Source organism: Nitrospirota bacterium (assembly GCA_020846775.1).
Lineage (GTDB): Bacteria > Nitrospirota > 9FT-COMBO-42-15 > HDB-SIOI813 > HDB-SIOI813 > RBG-16-43-11.
In genome coordinates, this window is record JADLDG010000058.1 from 14,661 (window position 1) to 34,787 (window position 20,127).

Below are 20,127 nucleotides of genomic sequence, written 5' to 3' on the forward strand. Positions count from 1 at the left end.
TTTTTATTATATGAATTTAATATTAATGGAAGATTAAAAGATAACAACCTGGATGGAATACCTTATTTCAAACCTACGGCCTCTGTCTCTAAGATCCTGATAAATACCTCTACTATCCCGGGGTCAAATTGAGAACCTGAACACCGTTGAAGCTCAGCTACGGCTGTTTCAATTGACAGGGCTTTCCTGTAAGGTCTGTCAGTAGTCATCGCGTCAAACGTATCAACAACTGCGAGTATACGGCAGGCTAATGGTATAGCCTCTCCGCTCAATCCGTCAGGATAGCCTGAACCATCATAAAATTCCTGATGGTGGCGTATGAGCGGCTTAAGCCTTCTCAACATCTCCAGAGGCGAGATTATCTTTTCGCCAATCTCAGCGTGTCTCTTCATTATTTCAAATTCCTCCGGAGTCAGCTTTCCCGGTTTGTTAAGGATATGGTCAGGAATGCCAATTTTACCAATATCATGCAGCAGGCAGAGATAGACAAGCTCTTCCTGATCGGTCTGAGACATGTTGATTGCGCGCGCGATCTCTCTTGCGTAGTCAATTGCACGTTCTGAATGACCATTCGTATAATGGTCTCTTGCATCAAGGGCGCTGCTCAGTGAGGTAACTATTTCAAAAAGTGATTGAGGAGAGGCATCTTTTGAAAACATCTTCCCTAACTGCTCTTCGAGAGCTGACACTATATGCTGACTATTGTCAAATCTCTTTAGCGCTTTTACTGCAATGAATGTCTCAAAAAGTTTCTGGTTGCATAGATTCAAGTCTCTGGTTTCCGTACAATCAAAAGAAAACACCTGATTGCCACCCCTGTATTTTGCCAGATACATGGCCTGGTCGGCAAACTGGATCAGCATGTTTTGATCATCAGTATGATAGAATAATGTAGAAAGACCGAGGCTGATTGAAACCCCTAAGGAATCATCCTGAAACCTTTCCCTGACCTTACTTAATATCCTGTCAGCTACTAACATTCCCTGGTCGTGTGATGCATCAGGAAGCAGGCATATATATTCGTCACCTCCATAACGTCCAATTGTATCAATTGATCTCGTATTGTCTTTGAGACATTGTGCCACCTCCCGAAGTATACGATCCCCCTGATAGTGGCCATGAACATCGTTGGCAGACTTAAAATTATCTATGTCAATCATGATTAATGAAAAACCTTTTTGAGTTCTTTGAGATCGAATGACTTCTTGCTGATACATTTCGAGAAATGCCCTGTGATTAAGGAGCTTAGTCAAACCATCAGTTGACGCCTGCATCTTTACCTCTTCAAAAAGCTGTGCATTCTTTATAGCATTGGCTGATGTATTGGCTATTATTTGACAAAATCTAATCTCCTCCGCTGTGAATACTCGCTTATCTGCTACAACCTTAAGGAGCAAGGTACCTATTATTTCAGACTGATAAGAAATTGGTATGACAAGGAGAGACTTTATGTCTGCCTGATTGACTATTTCCCGCACGTCCATCATTATGTTATCTTCACTAATGTCGTTGATTATTACGGTCTCACCGGTCTCTAAAGCCTTTCTTATTTCAGGATATTTTATTAACTCTATCTGGAGTTGGTTTACGTCGGGGACATCATGAGAAGCAACGACATATCCATGTTCTCTTTGCGGGTCAACAAGTATAATAGAACATCGGTCAGCATCTATATACAGGCCAACCCTGTTAACCATTGTCCTGAGAACTTCATTGATATCCAGAGACGATGAAACGCTCCGGGTGATTTCAAGTATCAGCTCCAGTTCCTTCTTGCTCTGCCATAGATAATTTATATTTATCAGAAGGTCTCGAATCTGACAGTACAGGGGATTTAGTATTGATGTTATTATAGTCTTTTCCAATGGCGTAAAGTTAATATTGAGAGACTTAAAAGAACCAGAGAACAGTGATTTTAATCGGTTTTTTAAAAAAACTCTTGACATCGAAATAATAATTGGTATTATTATCATAATTCCTATCGGAATAGTAGGATATAAAATATGCGATTTTCAGTGAAAAGTGAATATGCAGTAACTGCTGTTTTGGATGTTGCCGGCCATGCGGATAAGGGCCCTGTACATGTAAAATCAATTGCCAGCCGACAGACTATTCCTGTCAGGTTCCTGGAACAGGTTATGGCATCGCTGAAAAAGGCTGGAATTGTAGATAGCATAAGAGGGGCTCAGGGTGGATATGTTCTTGCCCGTGACCCTAAGACGATAAATATCGCACAGATAATTGAGGCAATAGAAGGACCCATAACTCCAGTTGATTCTATTTCAGATTCTGCCGAATTTAAAGGTTCACATATTAATGGACGTGTCGTCAGTGATGTATGGAATGATGTAAAACGTGCTATATCTAATGTACTGAATGGTGTAACCATAGATGACCTGAATAAGAAGATAAGGGAAAAAGAAGTTTCCGTTATGTACCATATATAATTAAGGAGGGTTTATAGTTATGGAAAAAAATGTAATCGAAACAGATGTCCTCATTATTGGAGGCGGGACATCGGGGTGTCTGGCTGCCGTTGAACTGAAAGAGCTTTATCCAAATCTAAGTGTTACGATAATGGAAAAGGCCCATGTAGACCGGAGCGGATGCCTGGCAGGAGGAATGAATGCTATTAATGCATACCTGAACCCTGGTGAAACACCAGAGAGCTTCACAAAATATGTCAGATTCGACTCATGCGGCCTTGTGAGGGAAGACCTGGTCCTCAGCATGTCCGAACTGTTTGAATACTGTGTAAAGAAGGTAGAAAAGTGGGGCCTGCCTATCCTATGCGACGAAAAGGGAAACTACGTCCCTCGAGGAAGGTGGAATATCAAGATAAATGGCGAGTCTTTAAAACCGATAATTGCAAAGGCCGCAAAAAATGCCGGCGCCAAGATTTTAAACTGGGTCACGGCAACCAACTTTATAATGGCTGACGGAAAGGTTGCCGGCGCCATGGGCTTCAGTATAAAGAACGGAAATTTCTTTATTGTTAAGGCAAAGGCAACCATCATCGCTACCGGCGGGGCTGCAGGTATATATAAACCGAACAATGCTCATGATGCACAGCACAAGACCTGGTATAGCCCTTATAATACAGGGGCGGGATATGCAATGGGGATTCGGGCCGGGGCTGAGATGACCAGCTTTGAGATGAGGTATATAGGCCTTAGGGTGAAAGATACAATAGCGCCGACAGGGACAATAGCCCTCGGCGTAGGGGCTCCGCAGATCAATTCAAAGGGTGAGAAGTTCATGGCTGCTAAGTATGCGCATATCGGCGGCGACGGTGCACCGACTCCCTACCGCTCACACGGCCCACTTCAGGAGATAAAAGAAGGCCGCGGTCCCGTCTACTTGGATACAAGGCACATCACTGCTCAACAGGCACGGGATTTAAAATCCGCATTCCTGGATATGTACCCGTCCATGGTACTTTACTGGGCGGCTAATGAGATTGATCCCTCCAAGGAACCGGTTGAGGTACAGACTACTGAGCCATACGTCGTAGGGGGACACACTCAGTCCGGTTATTGGGTTGACGTTAACCGTAAGACGAGTATTGAGGGGCTTTATGCAGCCGGCGACGTTTCGGGCGGCGCTCCATACAAGTTTGTAAGCGGATGCTGGGCAGAGGGAGTTATCGCCGCCAGGGCCGCCGGCGAGTATGTACAGAAAACAGGGTTTGCACAAATACCTGAAAACGTCCTGAAGGATGAGCAGGAGAGGGTGTTTAGTCCGCTTATGAATCAAACCCATAAGATAGACGGGATAAATAATTATGACATGGAGGTCAGGATCCAGAAGATTATGGAGGAATATGCGGGCGGAGCAGCAACATTCTATGAGGTAAATGACGAGAGGCTTCAGGTAGCAAGGAGGCGCCTGTCAACACTGCCGGACCAGTTCAAATATCTGATGGCGGAAGACCTGCATGACCTTATGAAGGCTCACGAGGTCATAGACAGGGTATATGTGGCTCAGGTACTTGTGGAACATATGATGTACAGGAAAGAGACGAGATGGCCGGGTTACTGTACAAGGACTGATTATACAGAGTTAGACGATACAAACTGGCTTAAGTTTGTTAATTCAAGGAGAGACCCTGAAACAGGGAACATTGAAATGTTCACAAGACCATATGAACAGATAGTGCCAGGGGACAGGTATAAACCAAGATAATGAATCTAAACTGAACCATATACTATTTTAGGAGGAAGAGAAATGCCGGTAATAATACATACGGACAAATGCAATGAATGCAATGGGTCATCTAACCCCCCATGCGTAAGGATGTGCCCTGGCGACCTTTGGATGAAGGACCCCAAGACAGGTAAGATAGTTATGAGAAATGCTTCAGACTGCTGGGACTGCCTGCCATGTGTAAAGGTCTGCCCGCAGGAGGCAATTGAATTCAGGCTCTCTTATCAGCTCGGATTTCAGACTGCAAGGCTGCTTCCCCACATACATAATACAAGGGATTTTATTACATGGGAACTTATTGATACAAATGGTGTTACCGACAAATTCACCATAAGGACCAAGGTACTCCCGGTCGAACTTGATGAGAGCATAGAAGGAGTTACACCGGCAGAGTACTCGATATAAACGAGAAAGGGTATTTTTAATGAATCAATCTACTGAAGAAAAAACAGCAGAGATCCCGCAGCACATACTTGATGAAATATCATCGTTCGAGACCGAGATCGGACGTCTTCGGCGCAAGGAGATGCCTGAAGAAAAATTCAAGAAGTTCAGGCTGCAAAATGGCATCTATGGACAGCGTCAGAAAGATGATTTCATGGTCAGGGTCAAGGTGCCTCAGGGCGTACTGAATCCCGAACATTTAAAACTGCTGGCGAATATAGGTGATAACTTCTCAAATGGTATCGCACATGCTACCTCCCGTCAGGATATTCAATTTCATTTTGTGAAACTCGAAAATGTACCAACTATTATGAGATCGCTTGCAGAAGCTGGCCTGACCACAAGGGAGGCATGCGGCAATACTATCAGGAATGTCACGGCATGCTATCTTTCTGGTATTTGCCCTGATGAAATTTTTGATGTGTCCACATATTCACGACAGACAACAGATTATTTTCTCAGAAACCCTGTGTGCCAGAGCCTCCCGAGAAAGTTTAAGATATCCTTCTCAGGATGCAGCAAGGATTGCGCATTAGCCCCCATCAATGATATTGGTGCAGTCGCGGTACAGAAAGAGATTAATGGGACAACACAGCGCGGGTTTAAAATTTTCATCGCAGGCGGACTTGGTCCGCATCCAAGGGTGGCTCAATTGTTTGAAGAATTTGTTCCGGCAGATGACCTTCTTCCTTTAGCTGAATCTATACTCAGGGTTTTTGACCAATATGGAGAGAGAAAGAACAGAAACAGGGCCCGGATGAAGTTTCTTCTCGAAAAAATCGGTTTTGATGAACTCAAACACCGCATTGAGGAAGAATTCAAAATTGTTAAGGCGTCAGAAAAATGGTCTTATACACTTCCACCTGAGGATATGCCAGGCAGTCTTCCATTGACAGTTGAAGACAGGGAACAACGGCTCGCATCATTTGAGTTCACTGAGCCCCCTGGAAATGGCGACCCTTATTTTCACAGATGGCGTGCTACAAACGTAATTCCTCAGAAACAGACCGGTTATTGCATAGTTCATATAGGGCTTCAACTCGGGGATATAACAACTGATCAGTTGAGAACACTCTCAGATATCACAGCAAAATATTCATACGGCAGGATACGGGTAACTCATCAGCAAAATCTCCTCATGAGGTGGGTCAGAAATGAAAGTCTCTATGCCTTGTACAAGGAATTGAAGGCAGCAGAAATGGCACAGGCTGGAGTTGGAAGGATGATGGATATTCAAAGCTGTCCCGGAGCAGAGACATGTAATCTTGGTCTCACCTCATCGAGACAGTTGGCCAGGGCAATCGGGCTTGAACTTTCTACCAGAGACGATGCAGAGGTTGAAAATGTAAAGATTAAGGTAAGCGGATGCCCTAACTCCTGCGGTCACCATCATATTTCTGATATTGGATTTCATGGTGTTGCAAAGAAACTGGAAGGCCGGCTCGTTCCACATTACCAGCTTCATCTCGGCGGCGGAGTAGGAAACGGGAGGGCAGTGATCGGGGACTCGGACATAAAACTTCCTGCCCGCAATATCCCTTCTGCTGTATCGCAGCTCGTCTCTGTTTATCAGAGAGACCGTATTGACAGCGAGCAGTTCTATCAGTTTCTGGATAGGGTCGGAGTTGAGTACATCCACAACATCCTTGATAAATATACATCAATCCCTTCATTTGCAGAAGCGCCGGAAAAATACTCCGACTGGGGATCGAGCTCAGAGTTCGTTGTAAAACTCGGTGCCGGAGAATGCGCCGGCGGGGTTGTAGATATTATTGAGGATTTTCTGGCAGCGGGCAGTCGTGAGGCATACAAGGCAGCTATGCTCTTTGAGGCTGGTGAAAATGAACAGTCCGTTGAGTGGCTAAACCGCTCTGTCTTATCTGTTGCACGAGGGATGCTTGTCCCTTTCGGAATTGATACTGAGGTAGAGAGCGAAATAATCCGGGAATTTCAGGATAAGATCATTGATAAGTGTATTGTATCTGACAAGGTTGAACCGCTATTTGAGGATTATTCAAAAAAGGTTACAAAAGAACGTTTAAGTGAATACGTTAATCTTGCAAAGGTGCTGGCTGAAGAGTCACAGGAGGCGTACCGGCAGATTGACGCAAGTTTTAAGTTCAAGAAAAGGGAAAAAGAAGACAGACCAGAGGAGGTAAAAAAAGACATGGATAAAAAGATTGACGAATACCTGGACCTCAAGGGTGTTGCATGCCCGTATAACTTTGTAAAGACAAAGTTAAAACTTGAAGAGATGGATGCAGGTCAGACACTTCAGATTATCATAGACGAGGGTGAGCCTTATAAGAATGTCCCGAGAAGTGTAATTAATGAAGGGCATACGATTCTTGAGGAAGAAAAGATTGAGGATAAACATTACAGGATTGTGATAGAAAAGACGTAAAAGTGGGGTTAACCCCTGATTATTATTAACACGGAGGAGGAATAAATGCTGCAATCAATACCACATGGCGGAAAACTGATAAACCGCATTCTTAGAGGCAAAGACAGGGAAATGGCAGAACTGAAGGCTAAAGAGCTCAGGAAGATACCGCTTACATCAAGGGAGGTATCGGACCTCGAGATGATGGCAACAGGGGCTATGAGCCCGCTTGAGGGGTTCATGTGCCAGGACGACTATCACTCCGTTGTTGATACGATGAGACTGACAAGCGGCCTTCCATGGTCTTTGCCTGTAACCCTTGCTGTTTCTCAGGAAATCGCAGACAGTCTTACCCTTAAAGAAGAGGTGACACTTGTGGACAGGAATGGTCAAGCCCTTGCGATACTGGCAATAGAAGACATCTTCATTCATGACAAGGAAAAGGAGTCTGTGGAAGTTTACAAGACTGACAGCCCGGAACATCCTGGTGTCAAGTACATAAATGAAGCTGGACCAGTACTCATAGGTGGTAAGATCAGCCTTTTCCAGAGACCGGTACATGATGAGTTCCTGCCGTACCGCCTTGACCCTGAGGAGACCAGAAAAAAATTCCAGGATAAGGGATGGAAGACAGTCGTTGGATTTCAGACAAGAAATCCAATACATCGTGCACATGAGTATATACAGAAATCTGCCCTTGAGATAGTAGACGGCCTCATGGTTCATCCTTTGGTCGGGGCAACCAAAGGAGATGATGTCCCGGCTTCTGTTCGTATGCTTTGCTATGAGGCATTGTTCCAGAATTACTACCCTAAAGACAGGACTATGCTTGCGGTTTTTCCAGCTGCTATGCGTTATGCTGGACCCAGAGAGGCTATTTTTCATGCATTGTGCAGAAAGAATTATGGTTGTACACATTTCATAATTGGCAGGGACCATGCAGGAGTAGGTAATTATTATGGGACATTTGACGCACACTACATCTTCGATGAATTTGAACCTGGAGAGCTTGGGATAACCCCTCTCAGATTTGACCATACATTCTATTGTAAAAGATGCACAAGTATGGCATCATACAAGACTTGTCCTCATGACTCTGGCGATCATGTAACACTCTCAGGCACCAAGGTGCGTGAAATGCTTAGAAATGGCATTAAGCCTCCAGCGGAGTTCTCAAGGCCGGAAGTAGCCAGTATCCTTATTGAGGCCATGTCGGCAAAGAAAGAGTAGAGTCGCATTAGATGAATGGAGGATGCGCAAAATCGAAAAACCAGTCTTGAAAGTTGAACTGCCCGGAATAAGGCCATTACGCAGCGGCAAGGTGCGCGACATCTTTGACCTTGGAGACAATTTGCTGCTTGTAGCTTCAGATCGTGTCTCTGCATTCGATGTTATTCTTCCGACTGGCATACCAGAGAAGGGAAAGATTCTCACACAGATATCCCTTTTCTGGTTTAAACAGGTGGAAGATATTATACAAAATCACCTGATTAGTGCCGAAGTTAAAGACTTTCCGGCCGTTTGTCAACAGGGCCGGGAAATACTCAACGGAAGAAGCATGTTGGTAAGGAAGGCTAAACCCCTCCCGGTAGAATGTATTGTGAGAGGATATATCTCTGGTTCAGGGTGGAAGGAATACAATAAGAACGGTACTGTCTGCGGCATAAAACTCCCTGAAGGTCTGGTCGAGTCATCAAAACTTCCGGAACCTTTGTTTACCCCCTCTACAAAAGCCGATGAAGGTCATGATATTAATATTACGTTTAAAGAGGTCATAAATATAGTAGGTATGGAGATGGCGGAAAGACTCAGAGACATAAGCATCAGGATATATACAAGGGCCAGGGATATTGCAGAGAATAAGGGGATAATTATCGCCGACACAAAGTTTGAATTCGGCATAGTTGATGACAAGCTGACATTAATAGACGAAGTCCTTACCCCTGATTCGTCCCGCTTCTGGTCATTAAAAACATATCAGGCTGGAAGGGGTCAGGACAGCTATGACAAGCAAATCGTGCGCGACTACCTTCTGGGTCTCGACTGGGACCAGCAGCCTCCTGGTCCGGAACTCCCGCAAAATATCGTGGAAAAAGCAGCGGCCCGGTACCGTGAGATCATTGAAATACTGATGTCCTGATACCAAACGTTATTACAGCCTTCCAGACCTTATAATTGCCCAGACCAGCCAAAGCCCCAGTAAACCCGCTACTATATAGCCTACAGCGCCTAATAATGGAAAACCCAGAAAAAGGGGGCCGATCTGCGTCTGCATGATGATTGAAGAGCCAATTATGATTGAGGCTATAATAAGACTGAAGGACAACCTGTTGCTGGCCTTGTCAATGTGTTGTTCCAGGCCTTCCAGTTTCTCATGCCTCACCTCTATTTCTATACGCCCTTCCCTTATACGTTTAAAAATATGATGAAGCTCACGCGGAAGTTCGCGAAGAAGACCGCTGACCTCTAACCCTATCTTGATCATGTCATTGTAAATCCTTGACGGCTCAAACAATCTCTTCCTGAGCAGGTGTTGAGTATATGGCCTGATATTCTCTACAAGATTGAATTCAGGGGCAAGTGTCCTTACTATAGATTCTACTGTCATGAAGGCCTTGCCGAAGAGGAGCAAGTCTGTAGAAATTTTAATATGATGCCTGCGCCCCAGAGCTATAATGCCGTTTACAAACTCTGCAAAAGAAAAATCTTTCAGCGGGACGTCATAATATCCATCTATAAATTCCCTTATATCTTTCTTCAATGCCTTCTGGTCATAATCTCCCAGTATAATCCCAATCTCCAGATAAATATCCATCAGGCGCCCTATATCTCTTTCAATCACTGCTATAAAAAGACCTGAAAGATTTTCCATCATCTCATCATCGAGACGTCCCATTATCCCGAAATCATGAAAACATATCCGGCCGTCATCAAGTACAACTACATTCCCGGGATGAGGGTCAGCATGGAAGAAACCATGATCAAACAACTGCAGTAGATAGGAATCACTGAATTTCTTTGCCAGGACATATCTGGAGTGAGCATCCCCGCCTACTTCGGTGATTCTTTTACCAGGTGCATATTCTATCGTCAGTATATGACTTCCACTGATATCCCAAATAACTTCTGGTATGTAGACATCCTTTGAGTCGTCGAACATCGTCCTGAAACGGTCTGCACTTCTTCCCTCAATCCTGAAGTCTAACTCCTTTCGGATTGTAAGAGAAAACTCTTCTACCATCCCGACAGGATCATATAACTTTGCCTCAGGTATATATCTTTTGATCAGTCTGGCGAGTGTCAGGAGAATACTTAGATCTGTCTCAATTGTGTCTCTGATACCAGGACGTTGTATCTTTACAACGACTTCTCTTCCATCAGGTAACCTGGCCCTGTGAACCTGTCCAATGGAAGCTGCAGCAAGGGGTGTCTCGTCAAAGAATGAATAGAGTTTGTCTACAGGTTTACCAAGTTCTGCTAATATTTCTTCTCTTGCCTGCTCAACTGGAAAAGGCGGGACATGATCCTGAAGTCTTTGCAGCTCAATGACATATTCCTCAGACAGAATATCCCGCCTCAGACTTAATATTTGCCCGAACTTGATAAAGGTAGGGCCGAGCTCCTCAAGGACGAGCCTGAAGCGCTCGGCTGTATTTTTAGGACTGTCTTCCTTCTCACGCGTCTTGAATATCCGCTTTCCTAATGGGACATATCCCTGAAGGTTCAAGCTTTCAATCAGATAACCAAAACCATACTTAATCAGGGTATTAAGGATTAAACGGACACGCTGTATATCCCTGTATGTCTGTTTAAAGTGGTAGAATGGCATATATTAATGCCACCCGTACCCCCAACCACCCATTTGCGAACCTCTCCAATCCATTAAATGATGTAAAAGTTCCTGATACTGTTTATCATTTAGAAAACTTCTCGTCTTTAGAAGTGCCTTAATTCTGTAAGTATTCAACGAGGACCATGCAGCCTGTATCTTGCCTGAAACATCTTCTATGGCCTTATCACTGGCATTTTTTGAACTCAGCAGCTCCATAAGATCCATTTCGGCAATCTCTATTTCGACCCGCCTCTTCATCATTTCTTTACGGTATTCAGAATATATCTTCCGGAATTTCTCAGCCTGTTCTTCGTTAAGTTCAAGTTTTTCCTGTAACTCTTCCCACATATTCATCCCCGGAGGAGTGCCCATCATTCCCCTTGACTTACCCATCATAGGGTGTTTCATTCCATGCCCACCCATCATGCCCGGCCCCTTCATGCATGGAGGCATATTATCGTCACTCTGCATATCAGACATCTGATAACCATCATATCCTTCGTCTGCCATGGCGCCTCCAGCAAATGTAAAGATGAAACTTAAAGCAGCAAATATTATCAACCAGTTACGCATCTTCATGATTTACCTCCTTTGTTAGTTGTTTAAGCATTTTATAACGTATTCTGAAGCAGGGAAGATATATATTGGTTTGCCTGTCTGGTATCCCAGTTTCTGCCTCCCTGAGCCTTTCCTATTATCTGACCCTTCGAGTTGATGAAATAAGTGGTAGGGAGGGCCCATACTTTATAATTATCAGACACCTTATAATCAGAGTCAATAAGTGCAGGAAAAGTGAGGTTATAATGCTTAATGAATTTATTTACGCTATTAATATCCTCACCGGAGGCGACGGCAAGAATTACAAATCCCTTTCCCTTAAACTGTCTGTACAACTTTTCCATAGAGGGCATCTCCTCCCTGCAGGGACCGCACCATGTTGCCCAAAAATTAAGCATTATCACCTTGCCCCTGAAGTCTTTGAGATTTACCTGTTTGTTCGATACGTCTTTCAAAGTAAATTCCTTAGCCTCCAAAGGGGATGAAAACTCCTGAATTCCAAGGTAAGTTGCGGAGTAATCTCCTGCTGAAGCCTGCTCATCAGGCAAAGGAGTTAAACTCAGCCATGCACACAGGATAAGTACAAGCAATATACTGAGATGATTATTACGCGATGCCAATTTCATAGAAAGATTCAGGAAATCTATAAAAAGACTATAACATGCTGTTAATTATGCCGTCAAGGAGAACCCTCGGCGCATAACGGGCATATTCTCATTCTGAACTGGGTTCATCATATCATAGACACTGAAGCAAGTTAAGTTCGACACGTCACCACCGTAGACCGAGGGGTTACTCTTTAGAATTGCATTCTTTGGCTATTACTGGATATTTGAGCCTGAATAGCTTTGACTATTTCAGGATGATTCCTCTTTTCCGCCAGTTTTAAGGCTGTCATACCATCCGCAGTCTTTGCAGTGACATCCGCACTTTTTTCTAAAAAGGTCAATACTATATCTGATTGACCCTGCTCTGCTGCAACCATGAGGGCCGTCAGACCATTGTCTGTTCTTGCGTTCACCGGAGCCCCGTTGGATAATAAGATGTTGACCGTATCTTTGCTCCCATAACCTGCTGCAAACATCAAGGGGGTAATCCCTTCTCCAGTTGAGACATTTATTCCTGCACCCTTTTCCAGCAATTCCTTAACAATCGCAGCCTGCCCCTTCATCGAAGCAACAATCAAAGGCGTCATTCCGGACCTTGCCTTGGCATTAACATTGGCGTTTCTGGAAAGGAGAAACTGCACGATGTCTCTCCGCCCGTGTTTTGCTGCGACCATCAGGATCGTCTCTCCTTCCCTGGTCTCCGCATTAACATTTGCCCCGGAATCCAGCATGAGCTGCACCATACCAGTGTGTCCCTGCCTCGCAGCAATCATCAAGGCTGTCTCTCCTTCCCTGGTCTCCGCATTAACATTTGCCCCCGAATCCAACAAGTACTGTACCATTCCTAAGTGACCCTGCCTTGATGCAAGCATTAGGGCAGTATCACCTTTCCCGTTGCTCGCATTGATATTGGCACCAACTTCCAGTAAGAGCTTCGCAACATCCAGATGACCCTGCTCGGACGCAATCATAAGGGGTGTCATACCATCATCATTTCTGGCATTTGCATCAACACCCTTCGACAGAAAAGTCTGCACTATCCCTGCGTGACCAAGACCTGACGCAACCCTGAGTACTGCATTCTTCGTGTTGATATCTATCTCTTTTTCCATAAGAACTTCCACAACCTTTATCTGGTTATCCATAGTGGCTATTTCTAATAACGACATGCCGTAGGCTCCTCTGGTCATGGATGCACCTTTATCCAGCAAGGACTCTACAATGTCATCATGACCTCTCTCAACAGCGAATAGGAGGGCTGTCTTCCCTTCAATGTCCTGACTATCTACTGCTGCCCCTTTATCGAGCAGATAATTGACCATGCTGGTCATCCCATCTATTACGGATATCATCAAGGCAGTCTGGCCATACCGGTCGCTGGCATTTATATCAGCCCCAGAATTCAACAGGACTTCTGCGATCTTCTGGTGGCCCATCTTTACAGCTAACATAAGGGGAGTCCAGCCGTAGCGGTCCCGTACATTTACATCAGCCTTACCGGCTATCAAGGTTTTCACACTATCAAGGTGCCCTTTAATGGTTGCAACCATTAAGGCCGGGTTTGTCTCATCTTCATCGGTAACCCTGGCCAGCAAGGTATTCAAAATATCAGTATGACCATGTACTGAAGCTAAAATCAAAGGGGTCAGACTATCTTTATTCACAGCACCCGCTGTGGCCCCCCTGTCGAGCAAAGATTGAACAATGGGTGCGTAGCCAATACTTGCGGCAACCATCAGGGCTGTCGAACCGTCCTGATATTTAGCATCAGGATTTATACCGGCGTCTAAAAATAATTTTACGGCATCATGGTCACCCTTCTGAACTGCGGTCAGGAACGCCGACTCACTTAGACAATTTGAGATTCCTCTTTCTCTCAACATTAAATTAACTTCCTGAGGGATAAAGCCGTAAGCACTCAGCGGACTGGTAATAGCCATCGCTAAGGTCAGTCTGAATAACATCTTAATAATATAATTTCCCATACATTCCTCCTCTGATAATAACAATGATGATTTTCTCGATTCAATTTTGGGATATTATTCCCAAATTATCACCATGTCAAGATCTTTTTGGGAATGTAACATCTCTCATATTAAAAGAAGGTTAGAGAATTAAAGATGGGATACTGCCAATGGTTAGCTTTTTGAATTCTTAATTAAACCCTCAGCCACATGAACAACGTCACCAACGTCCTTACTATAACCGTCAACACCTATCTCTTCGGCAAACCTCTTAGTAGTCACAGCCCCGCCGATCATAATCTTATAGGAAAGCCCCTGTTCATGAACAGAGTCTCTTACAACCTTCATTTGCATCATCGTCGTTGTCATAAGGGCTGACAACCCTATAATGTCGGCATTATGTTCTTTCGCGGCAGCAAGTATCTCCTCGCAGGAAACATTCTTGCCTATGTCAATAACATCAAAACCGAAGTTGTTAAGCATCATAACGCAAATATTTTTACCCAGATCATGGATATCCCCTTTTACAGTAGCCATGATTATAGTTCCCTTTTTAACCTTTGCCGCATTCTTTTCCATGAGTGGGGTCAGGACATCTACACCCCGTTTCATGGTCTCAGCAGAGGCTACCAGGTGGGGAATAAACTTTTTCCGTTCGGCAAACAGGTCTCCCAGGTGCCTTATGGCTGGTGTCATAATGTCAAGGAATATGCCTGAAGGATCCAGACCATCCTTCATCCCTTCATGAACTAATCTCACAATGCTGTCCCTCTCACCATCCACCACTGCATCGAATATCCTATCCCGGGCATTTTTGACTGTCTTGCCTGCCTCACCTGCTTTATTGGGGGCAGGATTTGATTCTGTCCCCAATGTCCCCATAACAGAGATATACCTCCGGCATCCCGCATCCCTCCCGGAAAAGAGGCTCGCAGCAAGCACAATGTTGTGCATTTCAGGATCATATGGATTTATTATGCCTGCATCGAGACCAGCCCCTATTGCCATTCCGAGAAAAGTATTATGAATAAGTTTCCTGTTCGGCAGTCCGAAAGATACGTTGCTTATTCCAAGGATAGTCGGACTGCCAAGGTTCTCTTTAACGAGCCTGATCGTCTCCAACGTTTGAGCAGAGGCGTCCGGTGCGGCAGATACAGTAAGGGCAAGACAGTCAAAAATAATGTCATCCCTTCTCAAGCCTAAAGCTATAGCCTTCTCAAGGACAGCCTCTGCAATCTTTAGCCTGTCAATAGCCTTTTCAGGCAGATCACTCCCGGCCAGCAGCGCAATCACTGCAGCGCCGTATCTTTTTATCACCGGGAGAAGTCTTTCGAGGCGTTCAGGTTCGGCATTAACACTGTTAACGAGGGCCTTTCCGGCATATACGCTGAGACCTTTTTCTATTGCATCAACACTGGAGCTGTCAATGACAAGAGGTATATCAACAACAGTCTGAACTGAGTTTACAGCACGCTGCATATTTGATGGTTCATCAGTCATGGGCACTCCAACATTTACATCCAGTGCCATTGCATCGGCATCATATTGCTTTCTTGCCTCAGTCACGACTGCATCCATTCTGCCTTCCCTGATTGATTCAGCAAATGCTTTCTTACCTGTTGGATTAATCTTTTCTCCTATTTTAAGAAAAGGATATCCGCTGCCAATATAAATGGTCCTGGAACGGCTGGTAATCTTAAGCCCCGGCGAAGCAGATCTTGCAGCGGGTTTTCTACCTTTTAACTTCTTTGACAAAAGGTTAATATACTCAGGAGTCGTCCCACAACACCCGCCCATTATATTTACACCGGCTTCATAAAATTGTTCTGCATATGATGCAATCTCACCCGCAGTCGCAGGAAAGATGGTCTTACCACCTGCATTCACCGGAAGACCTGCATTAGGTTGTGCGCATATAAAGGAGTCAGTTGTCATTGAGATTTGTTTAACCACGCCGGTCATCTCTCCAGGCCCCGTTGAACAGTTCACCCCGATAATGTCCACTCCCAGCCCTTCGAGAACTGCTGCTGCAGTTTGCGGGTCAGTTCCTGTGTCTGTAAGTCCGTCCTGAGTGAACGTCATAAGTGCAGCAACAGGGAGGCCTCTTCCGGAACTTTTTGCAGCAACAACTGCCGCCCTTATCTCAATCAGGTCAAACATGGTCTCAATAACTATCAGGTCACATCCTGCACCAGCCAGGGCATCTACCTGCTGAGAGAAGATATCTACCGCCTCTTCAAAAGATAGCTCTCCAAGGGGATAAACAGTGACACCACACGGGCCAACATCTCCGGCGACAATTCCTGTATCGCCTGCAGCCTTTCTGGCGATTTTAACCGCTTCCCTGTTTATCTCAGCCAGTTTGCCTTCAGCGCCATATTCCGCAAGACGAAGGCGTGAAGCACCAAACGTGTTCGTAAGAATAATGTCACTGCCGGCCTTAATATATTCCCTGTGAACATCAAGGATAATATCAGGCCTTTCCAGGTTCCATAAATCAGGGGCATAACCAGCTGGAAGCCCCCTGTTCTGCAGCATTACCCCCATGGAACCATCAAGCAGCAGTATCTCATTTTTTAACCTCTGAAGCAGATTCCGCATCCATTCCCCCTTCTTTTACTCATTGCTCATTGCTTTCCACTTATGGCTTCTTTGCGTGCCCATCCAATTACAGCCGACACAGAAAATCGAGGCTCCATTATAAAAGACTCTGTAATAGAAACGCCTATTTTTTCAGCCTCAGTCAGCCTCATAATTTCACGTTGCGCCTCCAACCCCCAGTCTCCATAACCAGCAGCATAGCGAAATGTTGGTTCATAACCGTTCTTCCTGATTTCGGTTTCAACTTTTGCTCCAACCTGCTCTGCCATATAATCAGCCATCCAGGACGCTACTCTTTCCAAATAATATGCATCTGCAATGCTTGATTTAGTAAGCAAATCAATCTTTTTAACTATTCTTTCCCCTATCGTGCAAACCAGCAATGTCGCATAGTCGCATTTTTTCAAAAGCCTGAGAATATTTTCCCCTTGAAAAATAGAGTCACTTTCAGCTAAAATGACTCGTTCAGTTTGGACCAGAGCCTTTCTTTCATTATTGTCGTCACCCCCTGGCATCTCAACCTTAAAAGTGCGGTAACAGGCAGCTCCTTTTATAAGGGAATAAGCCAGATCAATGGCTTTTTTTATGTCCCTGGCTATATGTTCCTCATGCATAGCCTTCAATGACTCAACACTGCGCGGAATACGAAGTTCCCGCAGCACCTTTTTTTCCTCTATTTTGAATGGTATATTGCTTAATACGACTACATGTCCAATGCTCTGCATCATTTCATGTGTTATATTATCACAACGCAGCTGCAAGTTAAACTATGCATGTCAGGGAGATATATGGGATCGCTTTCCTGGGAAATATTATGATATTATATCTTGAATTTATTAGCCTGGGAGTCAAGCAATTCTGACTGTTGCGCAAGAAGATTAACCGCAGTTGCCATTTCAGACGCAATGTCTACACTGCTCTGGGTAATACTGCGGATTTCCTCAGAAAAGTTCTGTATTTTCTGGCTCTCTTTTGCCTGATCATTCGAAGCAATGACTATTTCCTGAATCTTCGTACTCACATTCGCCATGGTTTCGGCTATCTGTCCGCTGCCAACCGCCTGCTCGTTCGTAGCCCTTCTGACCATCTTCGCAATCTCGCGGATCCTCTCAGTTGCGGCAACAATTACATGTGTACCGGCATTCTGCTCCTGGGTAGCATGTGCAATATATTTTATCATTGAGTTGACATTCGTTATAGAGTCGGTCACTTCTTTAATGCTTCTGGCCTGTTCAGTAGTAGACTGTTCAATTAACTTATTCATTACCATAGAATCTTTTGCGCTCTTAAGTATCTTGGATAATGCCGCATCTGATTCAATAGACAACTTGCTCCCATCATCAACACTCCTTGAGACCTCCTTTGTCAAAATAACGGCATCACCCACTTCCCTCTGTACATCTTCAATAAGCTGGGCTATCTCTTTTGTTGATACAGCCGTCTTTTCGGCAAGTTCTTTAATCTCATCAGCCACAACTGCAAATCCACGTCCGTATTCTCCCGACTGCGCCGCAAGAATGGCGGCATTTAATGCAAGAAGCCCTGTCTGGTCTGTTACCTCATCAATGATGGTTAATATACCTCCTATCTCAGCAGACCTTCTGCCTAGTTCACTTATTACCTGTGATAGCTTACCCATGGTTGATCGTATATTATCCATTCCCTCCATTGTCTTCCTGACTGACTGTTGTCCAACCAATGCTGCATCTTCACTAACCTTTTCCGATAAGAGCGCCGCTTTTTTTGCACTCTCCTCAACAGTTCCAATGGATAAGTTAATTTCCTGCACTGTCAAGACGGTTCTTTCTGCGGAGTCTGCAAGGATATCAGCGTGATCTGCGATTTGCTTAATAGATGCCGACATTTCAAGAATTGCAGATGACGTTTCCTCCACAGACGACTCAAGCACCTCGGTATTATCAGCTACCGCTTTTATTGTAGATTCCATTTCAAGAATTGCTGAAGATGATGACATGACGCTGGTAGACAACATGTCAATACTATCCGCCACATCCCGTATTGATGTATTTATACCATTTATTGAATCAGATATCTTTTCTATAGATTGTGACTGTTTTTTTGCCCCCTCACTCACGTTGTTTGAGCTCAGGCTGATACGGTGCGACGCAAAAACTACATGTTTTGATGCATCCTGAACACTCTTTAACATGTCTTTCAGGCTGCCAACCATCTTTTTAAATGAATTTCCAAGGACACCAATTTCATCACTGGACACTATATCAATTGAATGGCTGAAATCTCCTTCAGCTACAATCGTGACCGCCCCTGCCATATCCAGAATCGGTCTGATAATCATTTTCACAAAGGCGGATGCTATGCCAATAGACAGCAATATTATCACTGCGGTAATGAATATGCTTACTATCAGTGTGTTTCTTAACTCAGCATTCAGAGAACTAAGAGATACACCTAGTCTTACAGACCCGGCAATATCATTATTAGCCTCCCCATCCATTGAAGAAACTCCTTTTTTAACTACTGGAACAACGATGTCATAAAAAGAATTACCTTTTCCAATCGTCATCAAAGAAACCTTATTTTCAAGGTGGACATAACTATCTGCAGGAGAGAAGGGTTTAACAATTTTTCTCGCATTAAGCGGGTCCCTATATGCCAATTCTCTTCCCTGACTATTATAAATAATTACATATGCTATATCTTTACGATTAATTACTCCTTCAATTAAAATACTTAATATTTCGGAATCCTCCATACTTATTCCGAAGACAGCATTATATGCTAATGCTTCAGCCAATATCTCGCCCTTCTCAATAAGTTTTGAATGTAATTGTTTTTCTGTCCTCTGAATAAAGAAGGACGCTGACACAATTCCTGTTATGAGAAACAGTGCGCTTAACAAAATAATAAACTTAAGTCTAATACTTTTTAGTATAAAATTGAAGTAGGTCTGAAATTGCATCATATTTTCACGGGGTTAGTGGATCAATTATCGGACTTACTGATATGGCACTTAAGATAATAAAAAAGGGTGAAGATTCAATTATTGCGTTAATGCAATATAATAGAACCGTCACCCTTTTTACTTTAATCCCGGCAGCCATCTACTTTCCCATGGCCTTACAACCATAGTATCATCGACCCAAGAGGGCTTAACTTCCGTGTTCGGTATGGGAACGGGTGTTGCCCCTCCGGTATTACCACCGGGAAACTTATCTTAGTGCGGGGTTATACCCCTTTGTAAATACCAAATATACCAAAGGCAAATTTATATTGTCAAGCCTCACGGTCTATTAGTACTGGTAAGCTCAACACATTACTGTGCTTACACATCCAGCCTATCAACCTGGTAGTCTACCAGGGACCTTTAGTCCGCTTGCGCGGAGGGATATCTAATCTCGGGGTGGGTTTCCCGCTTAGATGCTTTCAGCGGTTATCCCTTCCGGACATAACTACCCAGCGCTGCCACTGGCGTGACAACTGGCACATTAGAGGTCCGTCCATTCCGGTCCTCTCGTACTAGGAACAGCTCCCCTCAAATATCCTGCGCCC

14 protein-coding genes and 2 rRNA genes are annotated in these 20,127 nt (G+C 44.3%); 6 read left to right on the top strand and 10 right to left on the bottom strand.

Annotation, left to right across the window (positions count from 1 at the left end):
* Positions 1-62: 62 nt before the first annotated feature.
* Positions 63-1,973 carry a diguanylate cyclase gene (locus IT392_08640; protein ID MCC6544553.1) on the bottom strand — a complete coding sequence of 637 codons (1,911 nt, stop codon included), beginning with the start codon at positions 1,971-1,973 and terminating at the stop codon, positions 63-65.
* A 42-nt stretch (positions 1,974-2,015) separates the two neighbouring features.
* Here IT392_08640 and IT392_08645 point away from each other — a divergent pair, with 42 nt between their 5' ends.
* From IT392_08645 to IT392_08670, 6 genes are read left to right on the top strand one after another with little or no spacing between them, the layout of a single operon-like run.
* Positions 2,016-2,447 (top strand): Rrf2 family transcriptional regulator, encoded by a 432-nt coding sequence (locus IT392_08645; protein ID MCC6544554.1) that lies wholly within the window; start codon positions 2,016-2,018, stop codon positions 2,445-2,447.
* Between the two features lie 19 nt (positions 2,448-2,466).
* Complete coding sequence (locus IT392_08650; GenBank protein ID MCC6544555.1) at positions 2,467-4,185, top strand: adenylyl-sulfate reductase subunit alpha; 1,719 nt, start codon at positions 2,467-2,469, stop codon at positions 4,183-4,185.
* Between the two features lie 42 nt (positions 4,186-4,227).
* Positions 4,228-4,611 (top strand): 4Fe-4S binding protein, encoded by a 384-nt coding sequence (locus IT392_08655; GenBank protein MCC6544556.1) that lies wholly within the window; start codon positions 4,228-4,230, stop codon positions 4,609-4,611.
* 19 nt (positions 4,612-4,630) lie between these two features.
* Entirely contained in the window at positions 4,631-7,054 is a 2,424-nt protein-coding gene (locus IT392_08660) for a sulfurtransferase TusA family protein (GenBank protein ID MCC6544557.1), read from the top strand.
* A 45-nt stretch (positions 7,055-7,099) separates the two neighbouring features.
* On the top strand, positions 7,100-8,263 hold the full coding sequence (gene sat / locus IT392_08665; GenBank protein ID MCC6544558.1) for a sulfate adenylyltransferase: 1,164 nt from the start codon (positions 7,100-7,102) through the stop codon (positions 8,261-8,263).
* A gap of 22 nt (positions 8,264-8,285) precedes the next feature.
* Positions 8,286-9,173: a phosphoribosylaminoimidazolesuccinocarboxamide synthase gene (locus IT392_08670; GenBank protein MCC6544559.1), complete on the top strand. Its 888-nt coding sequence runs from the start codon at positions 8,286-8,288 to the stop codon at positions 9,171-9,173.
* A 12-nt stretch (positions 9,174-9,185) separates the two neighbouring features.
* Here IT392_08670 and IT392_08675 read toward each other — a convergent pair whose 3' ends face one another.
* The 9 genes from IT392_08675 to IT392_08715 form a co-directional block, all read right to left on the bottom strand.
* Entirely contained in the window at positions 9,186-10,862 is a 1,677-nt protein-coding gene (locus IT392_08675) for an AarF/ABC1/UbiB kinase family protein (GenBank protein ID MCC6544560.1), read from the bottom strand.
* 3 nt (positions 10,863-10,865) lie between these two features.
* Positions 10,866-11,444, bottom strand: a complete 579-nt coding sequence (locus tag IT392_08680; protein MCC6544561.1) for a periplasmic heavy metal sensor — start codon at positions 11,442-11,444, stop codon at positions 10,866-10,868.
* 32 nt (positions 11,445-11,476) lie between these two features.
* Complete coding sequence (locus tag IT392_08685; GenBank protein ID MCC6544562.1) at positions 11,477-12,049, bottom strand: TlpA family protein disulfide reductase; 573 nt, start codon at positions 12,047-12,049, stop codon at positions 11,477-11,479.
* A gap of 173 nt (positions 12,050-12,222) precedes the next feature.
* Complete coding sequence (locus IT392_08690) at positions 12,223-14,016, bottom strand: ankyrin repeat domain-containing protein (GenBank protein MCC6544563.1); 1,794 nt, start codon at positions 14,014-14,016, stop codon at positions 12,223-12,225.
* A gap of 153 nt (positions 14,017-14,169) precedes the next feature.
* Positions 14,170-16,596, bottom strand: a complete 2,427-nt coding sequence (locus IT392_08695; GenBank protein ID MCC6544564.1) for a homocysteine S-methyltransferase family protein — start codon at positions 16,594-16,596, stop codon at positions 14,170-14,172.
* A gap of 26 nt (positions 16,597-16,622) precedes the next feature.
* Positions 16,623-17,321, bottom strand: coding sequence for a hypothetical protein (locus IT392_08700; GenBank protein MCC6544565.1), 699 nt, complete (start codon positions 17,319-17,321; stop codon positions 16,623-16,625).
* A 95-nt stretch (positions 17,322-17,416) separates the two neighbouring features.
* On the bottom strand, positions 17,417-19,372 hold the full coding sequence (locus IT392_08705; protein MCC6544566.1) for a HAMP domain-containing protein: 1,956 nt from the start codon (positions 19,370-19,372) through the stop codon (positions 17,417-17,419).
* A gap of 294 nt (positions 19,373-19,666) precedes the next feature.
* Positions 19,667-19,783 (bottom strand): 5S ribosomal RNA (gene rrf, locus IT392_08710).
* 64 nt (positions 19,784-19,847) lie between these two features.
* Positions 19,848-20,127 (bottom strand): 23S ribosomal RNA (locus tag IT392_08715); the annotation flags it as partial.